Here is a 16799-nt window from a genome sequence, read left to right as displayed (position 1 = left end):
AATGCCTCCCAAGAAGAAGAAGGTCACGGGGCTCATCAAGCTCCAGATCCAGGCCGGTGCCGCCAACCCGGCGCCGCCGGTCGGCCCCGCGCTGGGCCAGCACGGCGTGAACATCATGGAGTTCTGCAAGGCGTACAACGCCGCGACCGAGTCGCAGCGTGGCTGGGTGATCCCGGTGGAGATCACGGTCTACGAGGACCGTTCCTTCACCTTCATCACCAAGACGCCGCCGGCCGCCAAGATGATCCTCAAGGCCGCGGGCGTGGAGAAGGGCTCCGGCGAGCCGCACAAGACCAAGGTCGCCAAGATCACCCAGGCGCAGGTCCGCGAGATCGCCACCACCAAGATGCCCGACCTCAACGCGAACGACCTGGACGCCGCGTCGAAGATCATCGCCGGCACCGCCCGTTCCATGGGCATCACGGTCGAGGGCTGATCCCAGCCCTACGTGGCGGAGTCGCCCAGTCGACCCCGTGACCTCAAGTGGCAGGGCCAGGCGCTGGCCCGGACCACGAACTCCAAACCTGAACCTCAGGAGTAGAAGTGAAGCGCAGCAAGACTCTCCGCGCTGCGGACGCCAAGATCGACCGGGAGAAGCTGTACGCCCCGCTCGAGGCCGTCCGTCTCGCCAAGGAGACCTCCGCGACCAAGTTCGACGGCACCGTCGAGGTCGCCATGCGTCTGGGCGTCGACCCGCGCAAGGCCGACCAGATGGTCCGTGGCACCGTGAACCTCCCGCACGGCACCGGCAAGACCGCCCGGGTCCTGGTCTTCGCGACCGGTGACCGTGCTGCGGCCGCGGAAGCCGCTGGGGCCGACATCGTCGGCGCCGACGAGCTGATCGACGAGGTCGCGAAGGGCCGCCTGGACTTCGACGCCGTCGTCGCCACCCCGGACCTCATGGGCAAGGTCGGCCGCCTCGGCCGCGTGCTCGGTCCGCGTGGTCTGATGCCGAACCCGAAGACCGGCACCGTCACCCCCGACGTCGTGAAGGCTGTCAACGACATCAAGGGCGGCAAGATCGAGTTCCGCGTCGACAAGCACTCGAACCTGCACTTCATCATCGGCAAGGTGTCCTTCGACGACACCAAGCTGGTGGAGAACTACGCCGCGGCCCTGGAGGAGATCCTCCGTCTGAAGCCGTCGGCCGCCAAGGGTCGCTACATCAAGAAGGCCGCCGTCACCACGACGATGGGCCCCGGCATCCCGCTGGACTCCAACCGCACCCGCAACCTCCTCGTCGAGGAGGACCCGGCCGCCGTCTGAAACTGACGGCAGCCGCGCCTGGCGCGAATGTGACGGGCCCCGCAACCATTTCCGGTGCGGGGCCCGTCCCGTTTTTCGGGTACGTGCCCGGGGGACGGGCGGCGCCGGTGCGCGCGGTGCGACGCGCATGGGCTGCGTACGGAAGATGGATTCGGGAGACACGCGGACGAGCGGGCTGCGCTAGCGTGCTGGCTCTCCATGGACGCAAGGGGTGGGACGACATGAACAGCACGACTGTGCGACGCGTGGCGCTGGCGGTCGCGGCCGCGGCGGCCCTGACCGGCGGAGTCACGGCCTGCGGCTCCTCGGACGACTCGGGGGACTCGGGGGATTCGGGCAACGCCAAGGGGTCCGGCAAGGGCGGCCTGAGCGTCAGCCCCATAGCCGCGCTGCGCACCATCGAGAACACCACCGACAAGGCGGATTCGGCCAAGGTGGAGTCCGAGACCACCATGGGCTCCGTGATGTCGATGAAGGCCGAGGGCGCCCTCGGCTGGGCCGACGGCCTCACCGGCAACATGACCATCACGTACACCGGTGGCCAGATGGCGGAGACGATGCGCCAGGCCGGCACCACGTCGATGGAGGCCCGCTATCTGCCCGAGGCCTACTACGCGAAGATGGGCGAGCAGTTCGCCGCCCAGGCCGGCGGCAAGCACTGGGTGAAGTACGCCTACGACGACCTGGAGCGGATCGGCGGCGGCTCGGGCGCGTACATGAAGGACGCGATGCAGAACAGCACGCCGCACCAGTCGGTGAAGATGCTGCTCGCCTCCGGTGACGTGAAGAAGGTCGGCGAGGAGAAGGTGCGCGGCGTGGACACCACACACTACTCCGGCACCGTGAACGTCGCCGAGCTCGCGGAGCAGAGCTCGGGCCTGAGCGAGTCCCAACTCGCCGACATGAAGAAGCAGTTGGAGCAGGCCGGGATCACGACCGAGACCATCGACATCTGGGTCAACGACGAGAACCTGCTCGTGAAGAAGACCGAGCGCGGCCAGATGAGGACCGGCCGGCTCTCCGCCACCGCGTACTACAGCGACTACGGCACCGAGGTCTCCGCCGAGGAGCCCCCGGCCGACGACACGGCCGACTTCAAGGACCTGATGAACAGGCAGCCGACCACGTAGGACCGCCACGGCCCCGCCCCGCTGGTTCCCCCGGCCGCCGGAGAACCCGGAGGAAGGCTCCGCCTACCTTCGGGTAATCTCGGCCGGGCAATAAATGAACCAAATGTTCCTAGGGGTGGGGTCATGAGCATTTCCGTACGTACGGGACGCAAGAGAACCGCGGGCGCCGCGCTCGCCGCCGTGCTGCTCGCCGGTGGCGCGGTCAGCTGCGGGTCGGAGAAGTCCGACAAGGCGGGGGGCGACATGGCGCCCGCGGCGGCCGTGAAGAAGGCCGCGGACAAGACCGAGGACCTGAAGTCGTTCTCGTTCCGCATGAAGGGCAGCGTCCCGGGGGACGGGCGTGTCCAGGCCGAGGCGTCCATGAACGCCGAGCCGCTCGCCATGAGCATGAAGATGAGCGCGCCCGACCAGGGTCCGGAGAAGGCGGAGATCCGGGTCGTCGACGGCGGCATCTACCTCGGCGGCGGCAAGGAAGCGGCCAAGGAGATGGACGGCAAGAGCTGGATCAAGTTCCCGGCCAAGTCCCTGGGCAAGGGCGCCGCCAAGCCGAACGGCACCTCGGTCTCCTCCCAGGCCCAGAACAACCCGGCCGACCAGTCCACCCTCCTGACCGGCTCCGAGGACCTGAAGAAGGTCGGCGACGAGACCGTCGAGGGCGTCGAGACCACGCACTACACCGGCACGGTCACGATGAAGCGGCTGCGCGAGCTGATGAAGGACGAGGACGCGGCCACCAAGAAGCGCCGCGAGCGGGGCCTCAAGCAGTACGAGGACATGGGCATTGACAAGCTCACGATGGACATGTGGATCGACGGCGAGGACCACACCAAGCAGTTCCGCGCCCGCGGCAAGGCCGACAAGGGCCCCCTGGACATGACCATCACGTTCCTCGACTACAACAAGCCGGTGACCGTCGAGGCCCCGCCGAAGAGCCAGGTCATGGACATCGCCAAGGAGATGAAGGGCCTGGAGAGCTGAGCTGATCGCTCCCGGACCGGCCCGATTTGCCTGACGCGGATCCGTTCGCGTACTCTTCCACAGAAGCCAAAGACCGCTGGTCGTTGCCGTGCGCTCGCAAGAGGGCGCGGTGGCCGAAGGATCCGCTGAAGCTGCGGACGACCCGCGTAGGTGACTGTGGAAGTGCTCCCGGACGGTTCTCCGTCAGGTCGAGCTCACGCCCCGTGCGCCTGCGCCGGGGCGTTTCGTTTTGTGCCAGAACCCCTTCCTGTGTGCCTGATTCAGGCGGTCCGGCGACACGCGGCTGATCGAAAGGTCAGTCGAGGATCATCACCCCGGAAGGAGGCCGAGGCTCATGGCGACGTCCGACAAGGTCGCAGCCGTCGAGGAGATCACGCAGAAGCTGCGCGACTCCAACGCTGCTGTTGTCACTTCTTACACCGGACTGTCCGTGGCGCAGCTCAAGGAGCTTCGCCGTTCTCTCGGCGAGAACGCTCAGTACCGTGTGGTGAAGAACACGCTGACCAAGATCGCGGCCAACGAGGCCGGGATCCAGCTGGACGAGCACCTCAAGGGCTCGACGGCTGTCGCCTTCGTGACCGGTGACCCGGTCGAGGCGGCGAAGGGTCTGCGCGACTTCGCCAAGGACAACCCCTCTCTCGTCATCAAGGGCGGTGTCCTTGACGGCAAGGCGCTGACCGCCGACGAGATCAAGAAGCTTGCGGACCTCGAGTCCCGCGAGGTTCTGCTCAGCAAGCTGGCGGGTGCCATGAAGGGCAAGCAGTCCCAGGCTGCCTCTGTCTTCCAGGCGCTCCCGTCGAAGCTCGTCCGCACCGTGGACGCGCTTCGCGCCAAGCAGGCCGAGCAGGGCGGTGCCGAGTAATTCGGCTCGCACAGTGACCGCCGCCTGAGGCGACGGTCGTATGCGGGCCACTAGTACAGCCCGCCTCTCATGTACATCCGGCACCCGCCGAATTAGTGGAAGGACCGCCATCATGGCGAAGCTCAGCCAGGACGACCTGCTCGCTCAGTTCGAGGAGATGACCCTCATCGAGCTCTCCGAGTTCGTGAAGGCCTTCGAGGAGAAGTTCGACGTCACCGCCGCCGCTGCCGCGCCGGTCGTCGTCGCCGGTGGCGCCGCTGGTGGCGCCGCTGACGCCGCTGCCGAGGAGCAGGACGAGTTCGACGTCATCCTCACCGGCGCCGGCGACAAGAAGATCCAGGTCATCAAGGTCGTGCGCGAGCTGACCTCCCTGGGTCTGAAGGAGGCCAAGGACCTCGTCGACGGCACCCCGAAGCCGGTCCTCGAGAAGGTCGCCAAGGACGCCGCGGAGAAGGCCGCCGAGGCCCTCAAGGGCGCCGGCGCCTCCGTCGAGGTCAAGTAACACCTCGCCACGCGCCCACGGGCGCGTGGCATGAGTCTTCTGACTCTTCCGTGTGGTTGCGGCCCTGGGCTGTAACGCACACACACCGAACGGCGATCACCCATGTGGGTGGTCGCCTTTCGGCGTTCCCGGTACGTGTGCGGCGGCTGCCTTGCGCTGTCGGTCGCGGCGAGTATGGTGATCTTCGTTGTGCCTGGCGACGGGCCGTGACGGCGACGACGCCAAGCCTCGTCCGGGCATGGGGGGCCTTGACGAACCGCACGCAGCGCGCAATTCTCAGGACGCGTCGTCACAACGATCCGCATCCGAGGCATGGATCGGTGACGAAGAGGGCAGTATCGATGTGCGTTGAGGACGTGGCTTGCCGCAGGTGTTGAGAACAACGAGGGTCTCCAGAAACCGGGACTGGACATCAGTGGGCCAGGTGGCTACACTGACCCTTTGCGCTGCCTGTTAGCTGCCTCCTGCCCGTCACCAGGGGCATGCCCATGCTTGAGCACCGTGGACTGAAACCACCCTGACCTGGGATTTCTGTCTCTCTGCCAGCTTGGGACCGGTACGCGCGTAGTGAGTCCGAGCCCTCGGAAGGACCCCCTCTTGGCCGCCTCGCGCACTGCCTCGACCGCGAATACGAACAACGGCGCCAGCACCGCCCCGCTGCGCATCTCCTTTGCAAAGATCAAGGAGCCCCTCGAGGTTCCGAACCTTCTTGCGCTGCAGACCGAAAGCTTTGACTGGCTGCTCGGCAACGACGCGTGGAAGGCTCGTGTCGAGGCGGCTCTGGAAAGCGGACAGGACGTCCCCACCAAGTCCGGTCTGGAGGAGATCTTCGAGGAGATCTCCCCGATCGAGGACTTCTCCGGGTCGATGTCGCTGACCTTCCGCGACCACCGTTTCGAGCCCCCGAAGAACTCGATCGACGAGTGCAAGGAGCGCGACTTCACGTTCGCCGCCCCGCTCTTCGTCACCGCCGAGTTCACCAACAACGAGACCGGTGAGATCAAGTCCCAGACGGTCTTCATGGGCGACTTCCCGCTCATGACGAACAAGGGCACCTTCGTCATCAACGGCACCGAGCGTGTCGTGGTGTCGCAGCTGGTCCGTTCGCCCGGCGTCTACTTCGACTCCTCGATCGACAAGACGTCCGACAAGGACATCTTCTCCGCCAAGATCATCCCGTCCCGGGGTGCCTGGCTGGAGATGGAGATCGACAAGCGCGACATGGTCGGTGTCCGCATCGACCGCAAGCGCAAGCAGTCGGTCACCGTGCTCCTGAAGGCTCTCGGCTGGACCACCGAGCAGATCCTCGAGGAGTTCGGCGAGTACGAGTCGATGCGCGCCACCCTGGAGAAGGACCACACCCAGGGCCAGGACGACGCGCTGCTCGACATCTACCGCAAGCTCCGTCCGGGCGAGCCGCCGACCCGCGAGGCCGCGCAGACGCTGCTCGAGAACCTGTACTTCAACCCGAAGCGCTACGACCTCGCGAAGGTCGGCCGCTACAAGGTCAACAAGAAGCTGGGTGCGGACGCGCCGCTCGACGCGGGCGTCCTGACGGTCGAGGACATCATCGCCTCGATCAAGTACCTGGTGAAGCTGCACGCCGGTGAGACCGAGACCGTCGGTGACAGCGGTGTGGGCATCGTCGTCGAGACCGACGACATCGACCACTTCGGCAACCGCCGCCTGCGCAACGTCGGCGAGCTCATCCAGAACCAGGTCCGCACGGGTCTGGCTCGTATGGAGCGCGTCGTGCGTGAGCGCATGACGACGCAGGACGTCGAGGCGATCACGCCGCAGACGCTGATCAACATCCGGCCGGTCGTCGCCTCCATCAAGGAGTTCTTCGGCACCAGCCAGCTGTCGCAGTTCATGGACCAGAACAACCCGCTGTCGGGTCTCACCCACAAGCGCCGTCTGTCGGCTCTTGGCCCGGGTGGTCTCTCCCGTGAGCGGGCCGGCTTCGAGGTCCGTGACGTGCACCCGTCTCACTACGGCCGCATGTGCCCGATCGAGACGCCCGAAGGCCCGAACATCGGTCTGATCGGTTCGCTGGCCTCCTACGGCCGTGTGAACGCGTTCGGCTTCGTCGAGACGCCGTACCGCAAGGTCGTCGACGACCAGGTCACCGACGAGGTGGACTACCTGACCGCCGACGAGGAGGACCGGTTCGTCATCGCCCAGGCCAACGCGCCGCTGACCGATGACCTCCGGTTCGCCGAGAACCGCGTCCTGGTCCGCCGCCGTGGTGGCGAGGTCGACTACGTCGCCGGTTCCGACGTGGACTACATGGACGTCTCGCCGCGCCAGATGGTGTCGGTCGCGACCGCCATGATCCCCTTCCTCGAGCACGACGACGCCAACCGTGCCCTCATGGGCGCGAACATGATGCGTCAGGCCGTGCCGCTGATCACCGCCGAGGCCCCCCTCGTCGGCACCGGCATGGAGTACCGCTGCGCGGTCGACGCCGGTGACGTGATCAAGGCCGAGAAGGCGGGTGTGGTCCAGGAGGTCTCCGCGGACTACGTCACGGTCACCAACGACGACGGCACGTACACCACGTACCGCGTCGCCAAGTTCTCCCGGTCCAACCAGGGCACCTCGGTGAACCAGAAGGTCGTCGTCGAGGAGGGTGCCCGCGTCATCGAGGGCCAGGTCCTCGCCGACGGTCCGGCCACCGAAGAGGGCGAGATGGCCCTCGGCAAGAACCTGCTCGTGGCGTTCATGCCGTGGGAGGGTCACAACTACGAGGACGCGATCATCCTGTCGCAGCGCCTCGTGCAGGACGACGTCCTCTCCTCGATCCACATCGAGGAGCACGAGGTCGACGCCCGTGACACCAAGCTCGGCCCGGAGGAGATCACCCGGGACATCCCGAACGTCTCCGAGGAGGTCCTCGCCGACCTCGACGAGCGCGGCATCATCCGGATCGGTGCCGAGGTCGTCGCCGGCGACATCCTCGTCGGCAAGGTCACGCCCAAGGGCGAGACCGAGCTGACGCCGGAGGAGCGCCTGCTCCGCGCGATCTTCGGTGAGAAGGCCCGCGAGGTCCGCGACACCTCCCTGAAGGTCCCGCACGGCGAGATCGGCAAGGTCATCGGCGTCCGCGTCTTCGACCGCGAGGAGGGCGACGAGCTTCCCCCCGGTGTGAACCAGCTGGTGCGCGTGTACGTGGCGCAGAAGCGCAAGATCACCGACGGTGACAAGCTCGCCGGCCGTCACGGCAACAAGGGCGTCATCTCGAAGATCCTGCCCATCGAGGACATGCCGTTCCTCGAGGACGGAACTCCGGTCGACATCATCCTCAACCCGCTGGGTGTCCCGTCCCGAATGAACCCGGGACAGGTCCTGGAGATCCACCTCGGCTGGCTCGCCAGCCGCGGCTGGGACGTCTCCGGGCTCGGGGACGAGTGGGCGCAGCGCCTGCAGGCGATCGGCGCCGACTCGGTCGCCCCGGGCACCAACGTCGCGACCCCGGTCTTCGACGGCGCCCGCGAGGACGAGCTGGCCGGCCTGCTCCAGCACACCATCCCGAACCGGGACGGTGAGCGCATGGTGCTTCCCTCCGGCAAGGCGCGTCTGTTCGACGGCCGCTCCGGCGAGCCGTTCCCGGACCCGATCTCGGTCGGGTACATGTACATCCTCAAGCTCCACCACCTGGTCGACGACAAGCTGCACGCCCGGTCGACCGGTCCGTACTCGATGATCACCCAGCAGCCGCTGGGTGGTAAGGCTCAGTTCGGTGGTCAGCGCTTCGGAGAGATGGAGGTGTGGGCGCTGGAGGCTTACGGCGCCGCGTACGCCCTCCAGGAGCTGCTGACGATCAAGTCCGACGACGTGACCGGCCGCGTGAAGGTCTACGAGGCCATCGTCAAGGGCGAGAACATCCCCGAGCCCGGCATTCCCGAGTCCTTCAAGGTGCTCATCAAGGAAATGCAGTCCCTGTGCCTCAACGTGGAGGTGCTGTCCTCGGACGGCATGTCCATCGAGATGCGTGACACCGACGAGGACGTCTTCCGCGCGGCGGAGGAGCTCGGTATCGACCTGTCCCGGCGCGAGCCGAGCAGCGTCGAAGAGGTCTGACGGGAGTCCGGCGGGTTCAGAGATGAGCCCGCCGGCCCCAGGACCCCCGTTTCAGACCCCTAAGACTTACAACCCTGAGAGGGATTGACGCATAGTGCTCGACGTCAACTTCTTCGATGAGCTCCGGATCGGTCTGGCCACCGCTGACGACATCCGTCAGTGGAGCCACGGCGAGGTCAAGAAGCCCGAGACCATCAACTACCGCACTCTCAAGCCCGAAAAGGACGGACTCTTCTGCGAGAAGATCTTCGGTCCGACCCGGGACTGGGAGTGCTACTGCGGCAAGTACAAGCGTGTCCGCTTCAAGGGCATCATCTGCGAGCGCTGCGGCGTCGAGGTCACTCGCGCCAAGGTGCGTCGTGAGCGGATGGGCCACATCGAGCTTGCCGCGCCCGTCACGCACATCTGGTACTTCAAGGGCGTCCCGTCGCGCCTCGGCTACCTCCTCGACCTCGCGCCGAAGGACCTCGAGAAGGTCATCTACTTCGCCGCGTACATGATCACGTTCGTGGACGAGGAGCGCCGCACCCGCGACCTGCCCTCCCTGGAGGCGCACGTCTCCGTGGAGCGCCAGCAGATCGAGAACCGCCGCGACGCGGACCTCGAGGCCCGCGCCAAGAAGCTCGAGACCGACCTGGCCGAGCTGGAGGCCGAGGGCGCCAAGGCCGACGTGCGCCGCAAGGTGCGCGAAGGTGCCGAGCGCGAGATGAAGCAGCTGCGCGACCGTGCGCAGCGCGAGATCGACCGTCTCGACGAGGTGTGGAACCGCTTCAAGAACCTCAAGGTCCAGGACCTGGAGGGCGACGAGCTGCTCTACCGCGAGCTGCGTGACCGCTTCGGCACGTACTTCGACGGCTCGATGGGTGCCGCGGCGCTGCAGAAGCGCCTGGAGTCCTTCGACCTCGACGAGGAGGCCGAGCGCCTCCGCGAAATCATCCGCACCGGCAAGGGCCAGAAGAAGACCCGTGCGCTCAAGCGCCTCAAGGTCGTCTCCGCGTTCCTGCAGACCAGCAACAGCCCCAAGGGCATGGTGCTCGACTGCGTGCCGGTCATCCCGCCGGACCTGCGTCCGATGGTGCAGCTGGACGGTGGCCGCTTCGCGACCTCCGACCTGAACGACCTGTACCGCCGCGTCATCAACCGCAACAACCGCCTGAAGCGCCTTCTCGACCTCGGTGCGCCCGAGATCATCGTGAACAACGAGAAGCGCATGCTCCAGGAGGCCGTGGACGCCCTCTTCGACAACGGTCGTCGTGGTCGCCCGGTCACCGGTCCCGGCAACCGCCCCCTGAAGTCCCTCAGCGACATGCTGAAGGGCAAGCAGGGTCGATTCCGTCAGAACCTGCTCGGTAAGCGTGTGGACTACTCCGCGCGTTCCGTGATCGTCGTCGGTCCGCAGCTGAAGCTGCACCAGTGTGGTCTGCCCAAGGCCATGGCGCTGGAGCTCTTCAAGCCGTTCGTGATGAAGCGCCTGGTCGACCTGAACCACGCGCAGAACATCAAGAGCGCCAAGCGGATGGTCGAGCGCGGCCGCACGGTCGTGTACGACGTCCTGGAAGAGGTCATCGCGGAGCACCCGGTTCTCCTGAACCGTGCGCCCACGCTGCACCGCCTCGGCATCCAGGCCTTCGAGCCGCAGCTGGTCGAGGGCAAGGCCATCCAGATCCACCCGCTCGTCTGCACCGCGTTCAACGCGGACTTCGACGGTGACCAGATGGCCGTGCACCTGCCGCTCTCCGCGGAGGCGCAGGCCGAGGCCCGCATCCTGATGCTGTCCTCGAACAACATCCTCAAGCCCGCCGACGGCCGCCCCGTCACCATGCCCACCCAGGACATGGTGCTCGGCCTCTTCTTCCTCACCACGGACGAGGAGGAGCGCGAGGTCAAGGGCGAGGGCCGGTCCTTCGGCTCCACGGCCGAGGCGATCATGGCGTTCGACGCCAAGGAGCTCTCGCTCCAGGCAAAGGTCGACATCCGCTTCCCGGTGGGCACCTTCCCGCCCCGCGGCTGGACCCCGCCGGTCGACGAGGACGGCGACGACGCCCTCGGCGGCACGTACCAGCAGGGCGACAGCTTCCGGCTGCGGACGACCCTGGGCCGCGCGCTCTTCAACGAGCTGCTGCCCGAGGACTACCCGTTCGTCGACTACTCGGTGGGCAAGAAGCAGCTCTCCGAGATCGTCAACGACCTGGCCGAGCGCTACCCCAAGGTCATCGTGGCGGCGACGCTCGACAACCTGAAGGCGGCGGGCTTCTACTGGGCGACCCGTTCCGGTGTCACCGTGGCCATCTCCGACGTCGTGGTCCCCGAGGCCAAGAAGGCGATCGTCGCGGGCTACGAGGCGCAGGACGAGAAGGTCCAGAAGCAGTACGAGCGCGGTCTGATCACCAAGGAAGAGCGCACGCAGGAGCTCATCGCGATCTGGACCAAGGCGACCAACGAGGTCGCCGAGGCGATGAACGCGAACTTCCCCAAGACCAACCCCATCTTCATGATGGTTGACTCGGGTGCCCGAGGAAACATGATGCAGATGCGGCAGATCGCCGGTATGCGTGGTCTGGTGTCGAACGCGAAGAACGAGACCATCCCGCGTCCGATCAAGGCCTCGTTCCGCGAGGGCCTGTCCGTGCTCGAGTACTTCATCTCGACGCACGGTGCCCGTAAGGGTCTCGCGGACACCGCCCTTCGTACCGCCGACTCCGGTTACCTCACCCGTCGTCTGGTCGACGTCTCCCAGGACGTCATCATTCGCGAGGAGGACTGTGGCACCGAGCGCGGTCTGAAGCTGAAGATCGCGGTCCGTGGCGAGGACGGCGTGCTCCGCAAGACGGAGAACGTCGAGACGTCCGTGTACGCCCGCATGCTGGCCGAGGACGTCGTCATCGACGGCAAGGTCATTGCGCCGGCCAACGTCGACCTCGGTGACGTGCTCATCGACGCCCTGGTCGCCAACGGCGTCGAGGAGGTCAAGACCCGCTCGGTCCTGACCTGTGAGTCCGCGGTCGGCACCTGTGCCTTCTGCTACGGCCGTTCGCTCGCCACCGGCAAGCTGGTCGACATCGGTGAGGCGGTCGGCATCATCGCCGCCCAGTCCATCGGTGAGCCCGGCACGCAGCTGACGATGCGTACCTTCCACACCGGTGGTGTGGCCGGTGACGACATCACCCAGGGTCTGCCCCGAGTCGTCGAGCTCTTCGAAGCCCGTACGCCGAAGGGTGTCGCCCCGATCTCCGAGGCCGCGGGCCGCGTCCGCATCGAGGAGACCGAGAAGACCAAGAAGCTCGTCGTCACCCCGGACGACGGCAGCGACGAGACGGCGTTCCCGATCTCGAAGCGTGCCCGTCTCCTGGTGGGCGAGGGCGACCACGTCGAGGTCGGCCAGAAGCTGACCGTGGGTGCCACCAACCCGCACGACGTGCTCCGGATCCTCGGCCAGCGCGCCGTCCAGGTCCACCTGGTCGGAGAGGTCCAGAAGGTCTACAACTCGCAGGGCGTGTCGATCCACGACAAGCACATCGAGATCATCATCCGGCAGATGCTGCGCCGCGTGACGATCATCGAGTCCGGCGACGCCGAGCTGCTGCCCGGCGAGCTCGTGGAGCGCTCGAAGTTCGAGACCGAGAACCGTCGTGTGGTCACCGAGGGCGGTCACCCCGCCTCCGGCCGTCCGCAGCTGATGGGTATCACCAAGGCCTCGCTGGCGACGGAGTCCTGGCTGTCGGCCGCCTCCTTCCAGGAGACGACCCGAGTCCTGACGGATGCGGCGATCAACGCCAAGTCCGACAGCCTCATCGGCCTCAAGGAGAACGTCATCATCGGTAAGCTCATCCCGGCCGGTACGGGTCTCTCCCGCTACCGCAACATCCGGGTCGAGCCGACCGAGGAGGCCAAGGCCGCGATGTACTCGGCCGTCGGCTACGACGACATCGACTACTCGCCCTTCGGGACGGGTTCGGGTCAGGCCGTGCCGCTGGAGGACTACGACTACGGTCCGTACAACCAGTAAGAGCGCACAGCGCATCACCGCGGGGCGGTCGTCCGACGAAGGTCGGGTGGCCGCCCCGCGGCGCGTTGGCGCATGATGGAGGGCACACAACGTGCGGGGGAGGCACGCATGACGGATCCGTCGTGGCAGCCGGGGGCCTGGCCGCCCCATCAGGGACTGCCCGCCATGCGGCCGGCCCAGGGCCAGCCGTCGATGCTGGCCGCCCACTCCGACCGCGAGCGCGCCGTCGACGTGCTGCGCGCGGGCTTCGCCGAGGGACGCCTGCAGAAGGAGGAGTACGAGCGCCGGGTCGAGCGCGCGTACCAGGCCCGCACGGTGGGGGAGCTGGGCCTCCTCGTCGCCGACCTGCCGCAGGGCCCGGCCGCCGTCCAGCAGGCCCCGATGGCGGTGCCGGCCACCTTCATGCCCGCGGCGCCCACGAACGGCAAGGCCACCGCGGCGATGGTGTGCGGGATTGCGACGTTCTTCACCTTCGGCGCCTCGGCCGTGCCCGCGGTCGTCCTCGGCCACATGGCCCGCGCCGAGATCCGCCGCACCCACGAGAACGGCGACGGCCAGGCGGTGGCCGGTCTGGCCTTGGGCTGGCTGGCGATCGCGGGGTGGGCGCTGCTGTTGCTGCTCATCGTTTCGGCCGCTTCGGGCTGAGGGGGCGGCTGCCCGGCGTGTCCCGGGTGCGGGGTATTTGTTTTGACCGCAGCCAATGAGGTAGGTACGCTCAGACCTTGTGCCTGGGGTGTGCCTGGGCTCGCGCGCGTGTCTTCAACCGCAACGTGAGTCCGATCCGGCCACCGCAATCTGCGCCCTTCCCGCCTTTCAGCGGGGGTCTGCAGCATTCGACACACCCGACCGCGTGGGTCGGCGACGTTCCAGGTTAGCTTTACTATTCGGCACACAGAAACCGGAGAAGTAGTGCCTACGATCCAGCAGCTGGTCCGTAAGGGCCGGCAGGACAAGGTCGAGAAGAACAAGACGCCCGCACTCGAGGGTTCCCCTCAGCGTCGTGGCGTCTGCACGCGTGTGTTCACGACCACCCCGAAGAAGCCGAACTCGGCCCTCCGTAAGGTCGCGCGTGTGCGTCTGACCTCCGGCATCGAGGTCACGGCCTACATTCCGGGTGAGGGACACAACCTGCAGGAGCACTCCATCGTGCTCGTGCGCGGCGGCCGTGTGAAGGACCTGCCCGGTGTTCGCTACAAGATCATCCGGGGTTCCCTCGACACCCAGGGTGTCAAGAACCGCAAGCAGGCCCGCAGCCGCTACGGCGCCAAGAAGGAGAAGTAAGAATGCCTCGTAAGGGCCCCGCCCCGAAGCGCCCGGTCATCATCGACCCGGTCTACGGCTCTCCTCTGGTGACCTCCCTCATCAACAAGGTGCTGCTGAACGGCAAGCGCTCCACCGCCGAGCGCATCGTCTACGGCGCCATGGAGGGTCTGCGTGAGAAGACGGGCAACGACCCGGTCATCACGCTGAAGCGCGCGCTCGAGAACATCAAGCCGACCCTCGAGGTCAAGTCCCGCCGCGTCGGTGGCGCCACCTACCAGGTGCCGATCGAGGTCAAGCCCGGTCGCGCCAACACGCTGGCCCTGCGCTGGCTGGTGGGCTACTCCCGCGCCCGTCGCGAGAAGACCATGACCGAGCGTCTGCTCAACGAACTCCTTGACGCCTCCAACGGCCTCGGTGCCGCTGTGAAGAAGCGCGAGGACACCCACAAGATGGCCGAGTCCAACAAGGCCTTCGCGCACTACCGCTGGTAGTCGCTACCCACATCGAGACCGAGAGAAGACTGAGCCGATATGGCTACCACTTCACTTGACCTGGCCAAGGTGCGCAACATCGGCATCATGGCTCACATCGACGCGGGCAAGACGACGACCACCGAGCGGATCCTGTTCTACACCGGTGTCTCGTACAAGATCGGTGAGGTCCACGACGGCGCCGCCACGATGGACTGGATGGAGCAGGAGCAGGAGCGTGGCATCACGATCACCTCTGCTGCCACCACCTGTCACTGGCCGCTGAACGACGTCGACCACACGATCAACATCATTGACACCCCCGGGCACGTCGACTTCACGGTCGAGGTGGAGCGTTCGCTCCGCGTGCTCGACGGTGCTGTCACGGTGTTCGACGGTGTCGCCGGCGTTGAGCCCCAGTCCGAGACCGTGTGGCGTCAGGCGGACCGCTACGGCGTCCCGCGCATCTGCTTCGTCAACAAGCTCGACCGCACGGGTGCCGAGTTCCACCGCTGCGTCGACATGATCGTCGACCGCCTCGGTGCGACCCCGATCGTCATGCAGCTGCCCATCGGCGCGGAGGCTGACTTCAAGGGTGTCGTCGACCTCGTCACGATGAAGGCCTTCGTCTGGTCCGCCGAGACCAAGATGGGCGAGGCCTACGACATCGTCGACATCCCGGAGACGCACACCGAGGCTGCCGAGGAGTACCGCGGCAAGCTGCTCGAGGCCGTCGCCGAGAACGACGAGCAGATGATGGAGCTGTACCTGGAGGGCCAGGAGCCCACCGAGGAGCAGCTGTACGCGGCCATCCGTCGCATCACCATCGCCTCCGGCAAGGGCGGGGACACCACGGTGACCCCGGTCTTCTGTGGCACCGCGTTCAAGAACAAGGGCGTCCAGCCCCTGCTCGACGCCGTCGTGCGCTACCTGCCCTCCCCCCTGGACGTCGAGGCCATCGAGGGCCACGACGTGAAGGACCCGGAGCAGGTCGTCAAGCGCAAGCCGTCCGACGACGAGCCGCTGTCGGCCCTCGCGTTCAAGATCGCGAGCGACCCGCACCTCGGCAAGCTCACCTTCGTCCGGATCTACTCCGGTCGCCTGGACTCCGGCACCGCGGTGCTGAACTCCGTCAAGGGCAAGAAGGAGCGCATCGGCAAGATCTACCGCATGCACGCGAACAAGCGTGAGGAGATCGAGTCGGTGGGCGCCGGTGACATCGTCGCCGTCATGGGTCTGAAGCAGACCACCACGGGCGAGACGCTCTGTGACGACAAGGCCCCGGTCATCCTGGAGTCCATGGACTTCCCGGCCCCGGTCATCCAGGTCGCCATCGAGCCGAAGTCCAAGGGTGACCAGGAGAAGCTGGGTGTCGCCATCCAGCGTCTCTCGGAGGAGGACCCCTCCTTCCAGGTCCACTCGGACGAGGAGACCGGCCAGACCATCATCGGTGGTATGGGCGAGCTTCACCTCGAGGTGCTCGTCGACCGCATGAAGCGCGAGTTCCGCGTCGAGGCGAACGTCGGCAAGCCGCAGGTGGCGTACCGCGAGACGATCCGCAAGGCCGTCGAGCGCGTGGACTACACCCACAAGAAGCAGACCGGTGGTACCGGTCAGTTCGCCAAGGTGCAGATCGCGATCGAGCCCATCGTCGACGGCGATGCCTCGTACGAGTTCGTGAACAAGGTCACCGGTGGCCGCATCCCCCGGGAGTACATCCCGTCGGTGGACGCGGGTGCGCAGGAGGCCATGCAGTTCGGCATCCTGGCGGGCTACGAGATGACGGGCGTCCGCGTCACGCTTCTCGACGGTGCCTACCACGAGGTCGACTCCTCCGAGCTCGCCTTCAAGATCGCCGGTTCGCAGGCCTTCAAGGAGGCCGCGCGCAAGGCCAGCCCCGTGCTGCTCGAGCCGATGATGGCCGTCGAGGTCACCACGCCCGAGGACTACATGGGCGACGTCATCGGCGACATCAACTCCCGCCGTGGCCAGATCCAGGCCATGGAGGAGCGCAGCGGCGCTCGCGTCGTGAAGGGCCTCGTGCCCCTCTCGGAGATGTTCGGCTACGTCGGAGACCTCCGCAGCAAGACGTCGGGTCGCGCAAGCTACTCGATGCAGTTCGACTCCTACGCCGAGGTTCCGCGGAACGTCGCCGAGGAGATCATCGCGAAGGCCAAGGGCGAGTAACTCACCCGAGTACACGCTTTAGGCTTGACTCCGGAGCTTCCGGGTCATTCCA

General features: G+C 66.6%; 12 protein-coding genes. All 12 read left to right on the top strand.

Annotated elements, in window-relative coordinates; all coding sequences use genetic code 11:
• Position 1: 1 nt before the first annotated feature.
• The 12 genes from rplK to fusA all read left to right on the top strand — a co-directional run bounded on the left by rplK (position 2) and on the right by fusA (position 16747).
• Positions 2 to 436 (top strand): 50S ribosomal protein L11, encoded by a 435-nt coding sequence (rplK, locus tag ACFVHO_RS10170; protein ID WP_030359033.1) that lies wholly within the window; start codon positions 2 to 4, stop codon positions 434 to 436.
• Between the two features lie 107 nt (positions 437 to 543).
• The gene (gene rplA, locus ACFVHO_RS10165) at positions 544 to 1266 is read left to right on the top strand and encodes a 50S ribosomal protein L1 (RefSeq protein ID WP_030359032.1); all 723 of its coding nucleotides are present in this window, start codon (positions 544 to 546) and stop codon (positions 1264 to 1266) included.
• Positions 1267 to 1487: 221 nt separating this feature from the next.
• Positions 1488 to 2396: a hypothetical protein gene (locus ACFVHO_RS10160; RefSeq protein ID WP_385712055.1), complete on the top strand. Its 909-nt coding sequence runs from the start codon at positions 1488 to 1490 to the stop codon at positions 2394 to 2396.
• 123 nt (positions 2397 to 2519) lie between these two features.
• Complete coding sequence (locus ACFVHO_RS10155) at positions 2520 to 3374, top strand: DUF6612 family protein (RefSeq protein WP_385712053.1); 855 nt, start codon at positions 2520 to 2522, stop codon at positions 3372 to 3374.
• A 334-nt stretch (positions 3375 to 3708) separates the two neighbouring features.
• Entirely contained in the window at positions 3709 to 4236 is a 528-nt protein-coding gene (rplJ, locus tag ACFVHO_RS10150; RefSeq protein ID WP_030359029.1) for a 50S ribosomal protein L10, read from the top strand.
• A 112-nt stretch (positions 4237 to 4348) separates the two neighbouring features.
• Positions 4349 to 4738, top strand: a complete 390-nt coding sequence (rplL, locus tag ACFVHO_RS10145) for a 50S ribosomal protein L7/L12 (RefSeq protein WP_289946994.1) — start codon at positions 4349 to 4351, stop codon at positions 4736 to 4738.
• A gap of 597 nt (positions 4739 to 5335) precedes the next feature.
• Positions 5336 to 8821: a DNA-directed RNA polymerase subunit beta gene (gene rpoB / locus ACFVHO_RS10140; protein ID WP_030359028.1), complete on the top strand. Its 3486-nt coding sequence runs from the start codon at positions 5336 to 5338 to the stop codon at positions 8819 to 8821.
• Between the two features lie 94 nt (positions 8822 to 8915).
• Positions 8916 to 12827, top strand: a complete 3912-nt coding sequence (locus ACFVHO_RS10135; RefSeq protein ID WP_385712050.1) for a DNA-directed RNA polymerase subunit beta' — start codon at positions 8916 to 8918, stop codon at positions 12825 to 12827.
• A gap of 108 nt (positions 12828 to 12935) precedes the next feature.
• Positions 12936 to 13472, top strand: a complete 537-nt coding sequence (locus tag ACFVHO_RS10130) for a DUF1707 and DUF4190 domain-containing protein (protein WP_385712048.1) — start codon at positions 12936 to 12938, stop codon at positions 13470 to 13472.
• Positions 13473 to 13736: 264 nt separating this feature from the next.
• On the top strand, positions 13737 to 14108 hold the full coding sequence (gene rpsL, locus ACFVHO_RS10125) for a 30S ribosomal protein S12 (protein ID WP_003948652.1): 372 nt from the start codon (positions 13737 to 13739) through the stop codon (positions 14106 to 14108).
• A 2-nt stretch (positions 14109 to 14110) separates the two neighbouring features.
• The gene (gene rpsG / locus ACFVHO_RS10120; protein ID WP_003974303.1) at positions 14111 to 14581 is read left to right on the top strand and encodes a 30S ribosomal protein S7; all 471 of its coding nucleotides are present in this window, start codon (positions 14111 to 14113) and stop codon (positions 14579 to 14581) included.
• 39 nt (positions 14582 to 14620) lie between these two features.
• Complete coding sequence (fusA, locus tag ACFVHO_RS10115) at positions 14621 to 16747, top strand: elongation factor G (protein ID WP_385712047.1); 2127 nt, start codon at positions 14621 to 14623, stop codon at positions 16745 to 16747.
• The last annotated feature ends 52 nt before the right edge of the window (positions 16748 to 16799 follow it).

This window comes from Streptomyces sp. NPDC127108 (assembly GCF_042677545.1).
Classification (GTDB): Bacteria; Actinomycetota; Actinomycetes; order Streptomycetales; family Streptomycetaceae; genus Streptomyces.
This window is presented reverse-complemented; position numbering and strand designations above follow the sequence as displayed.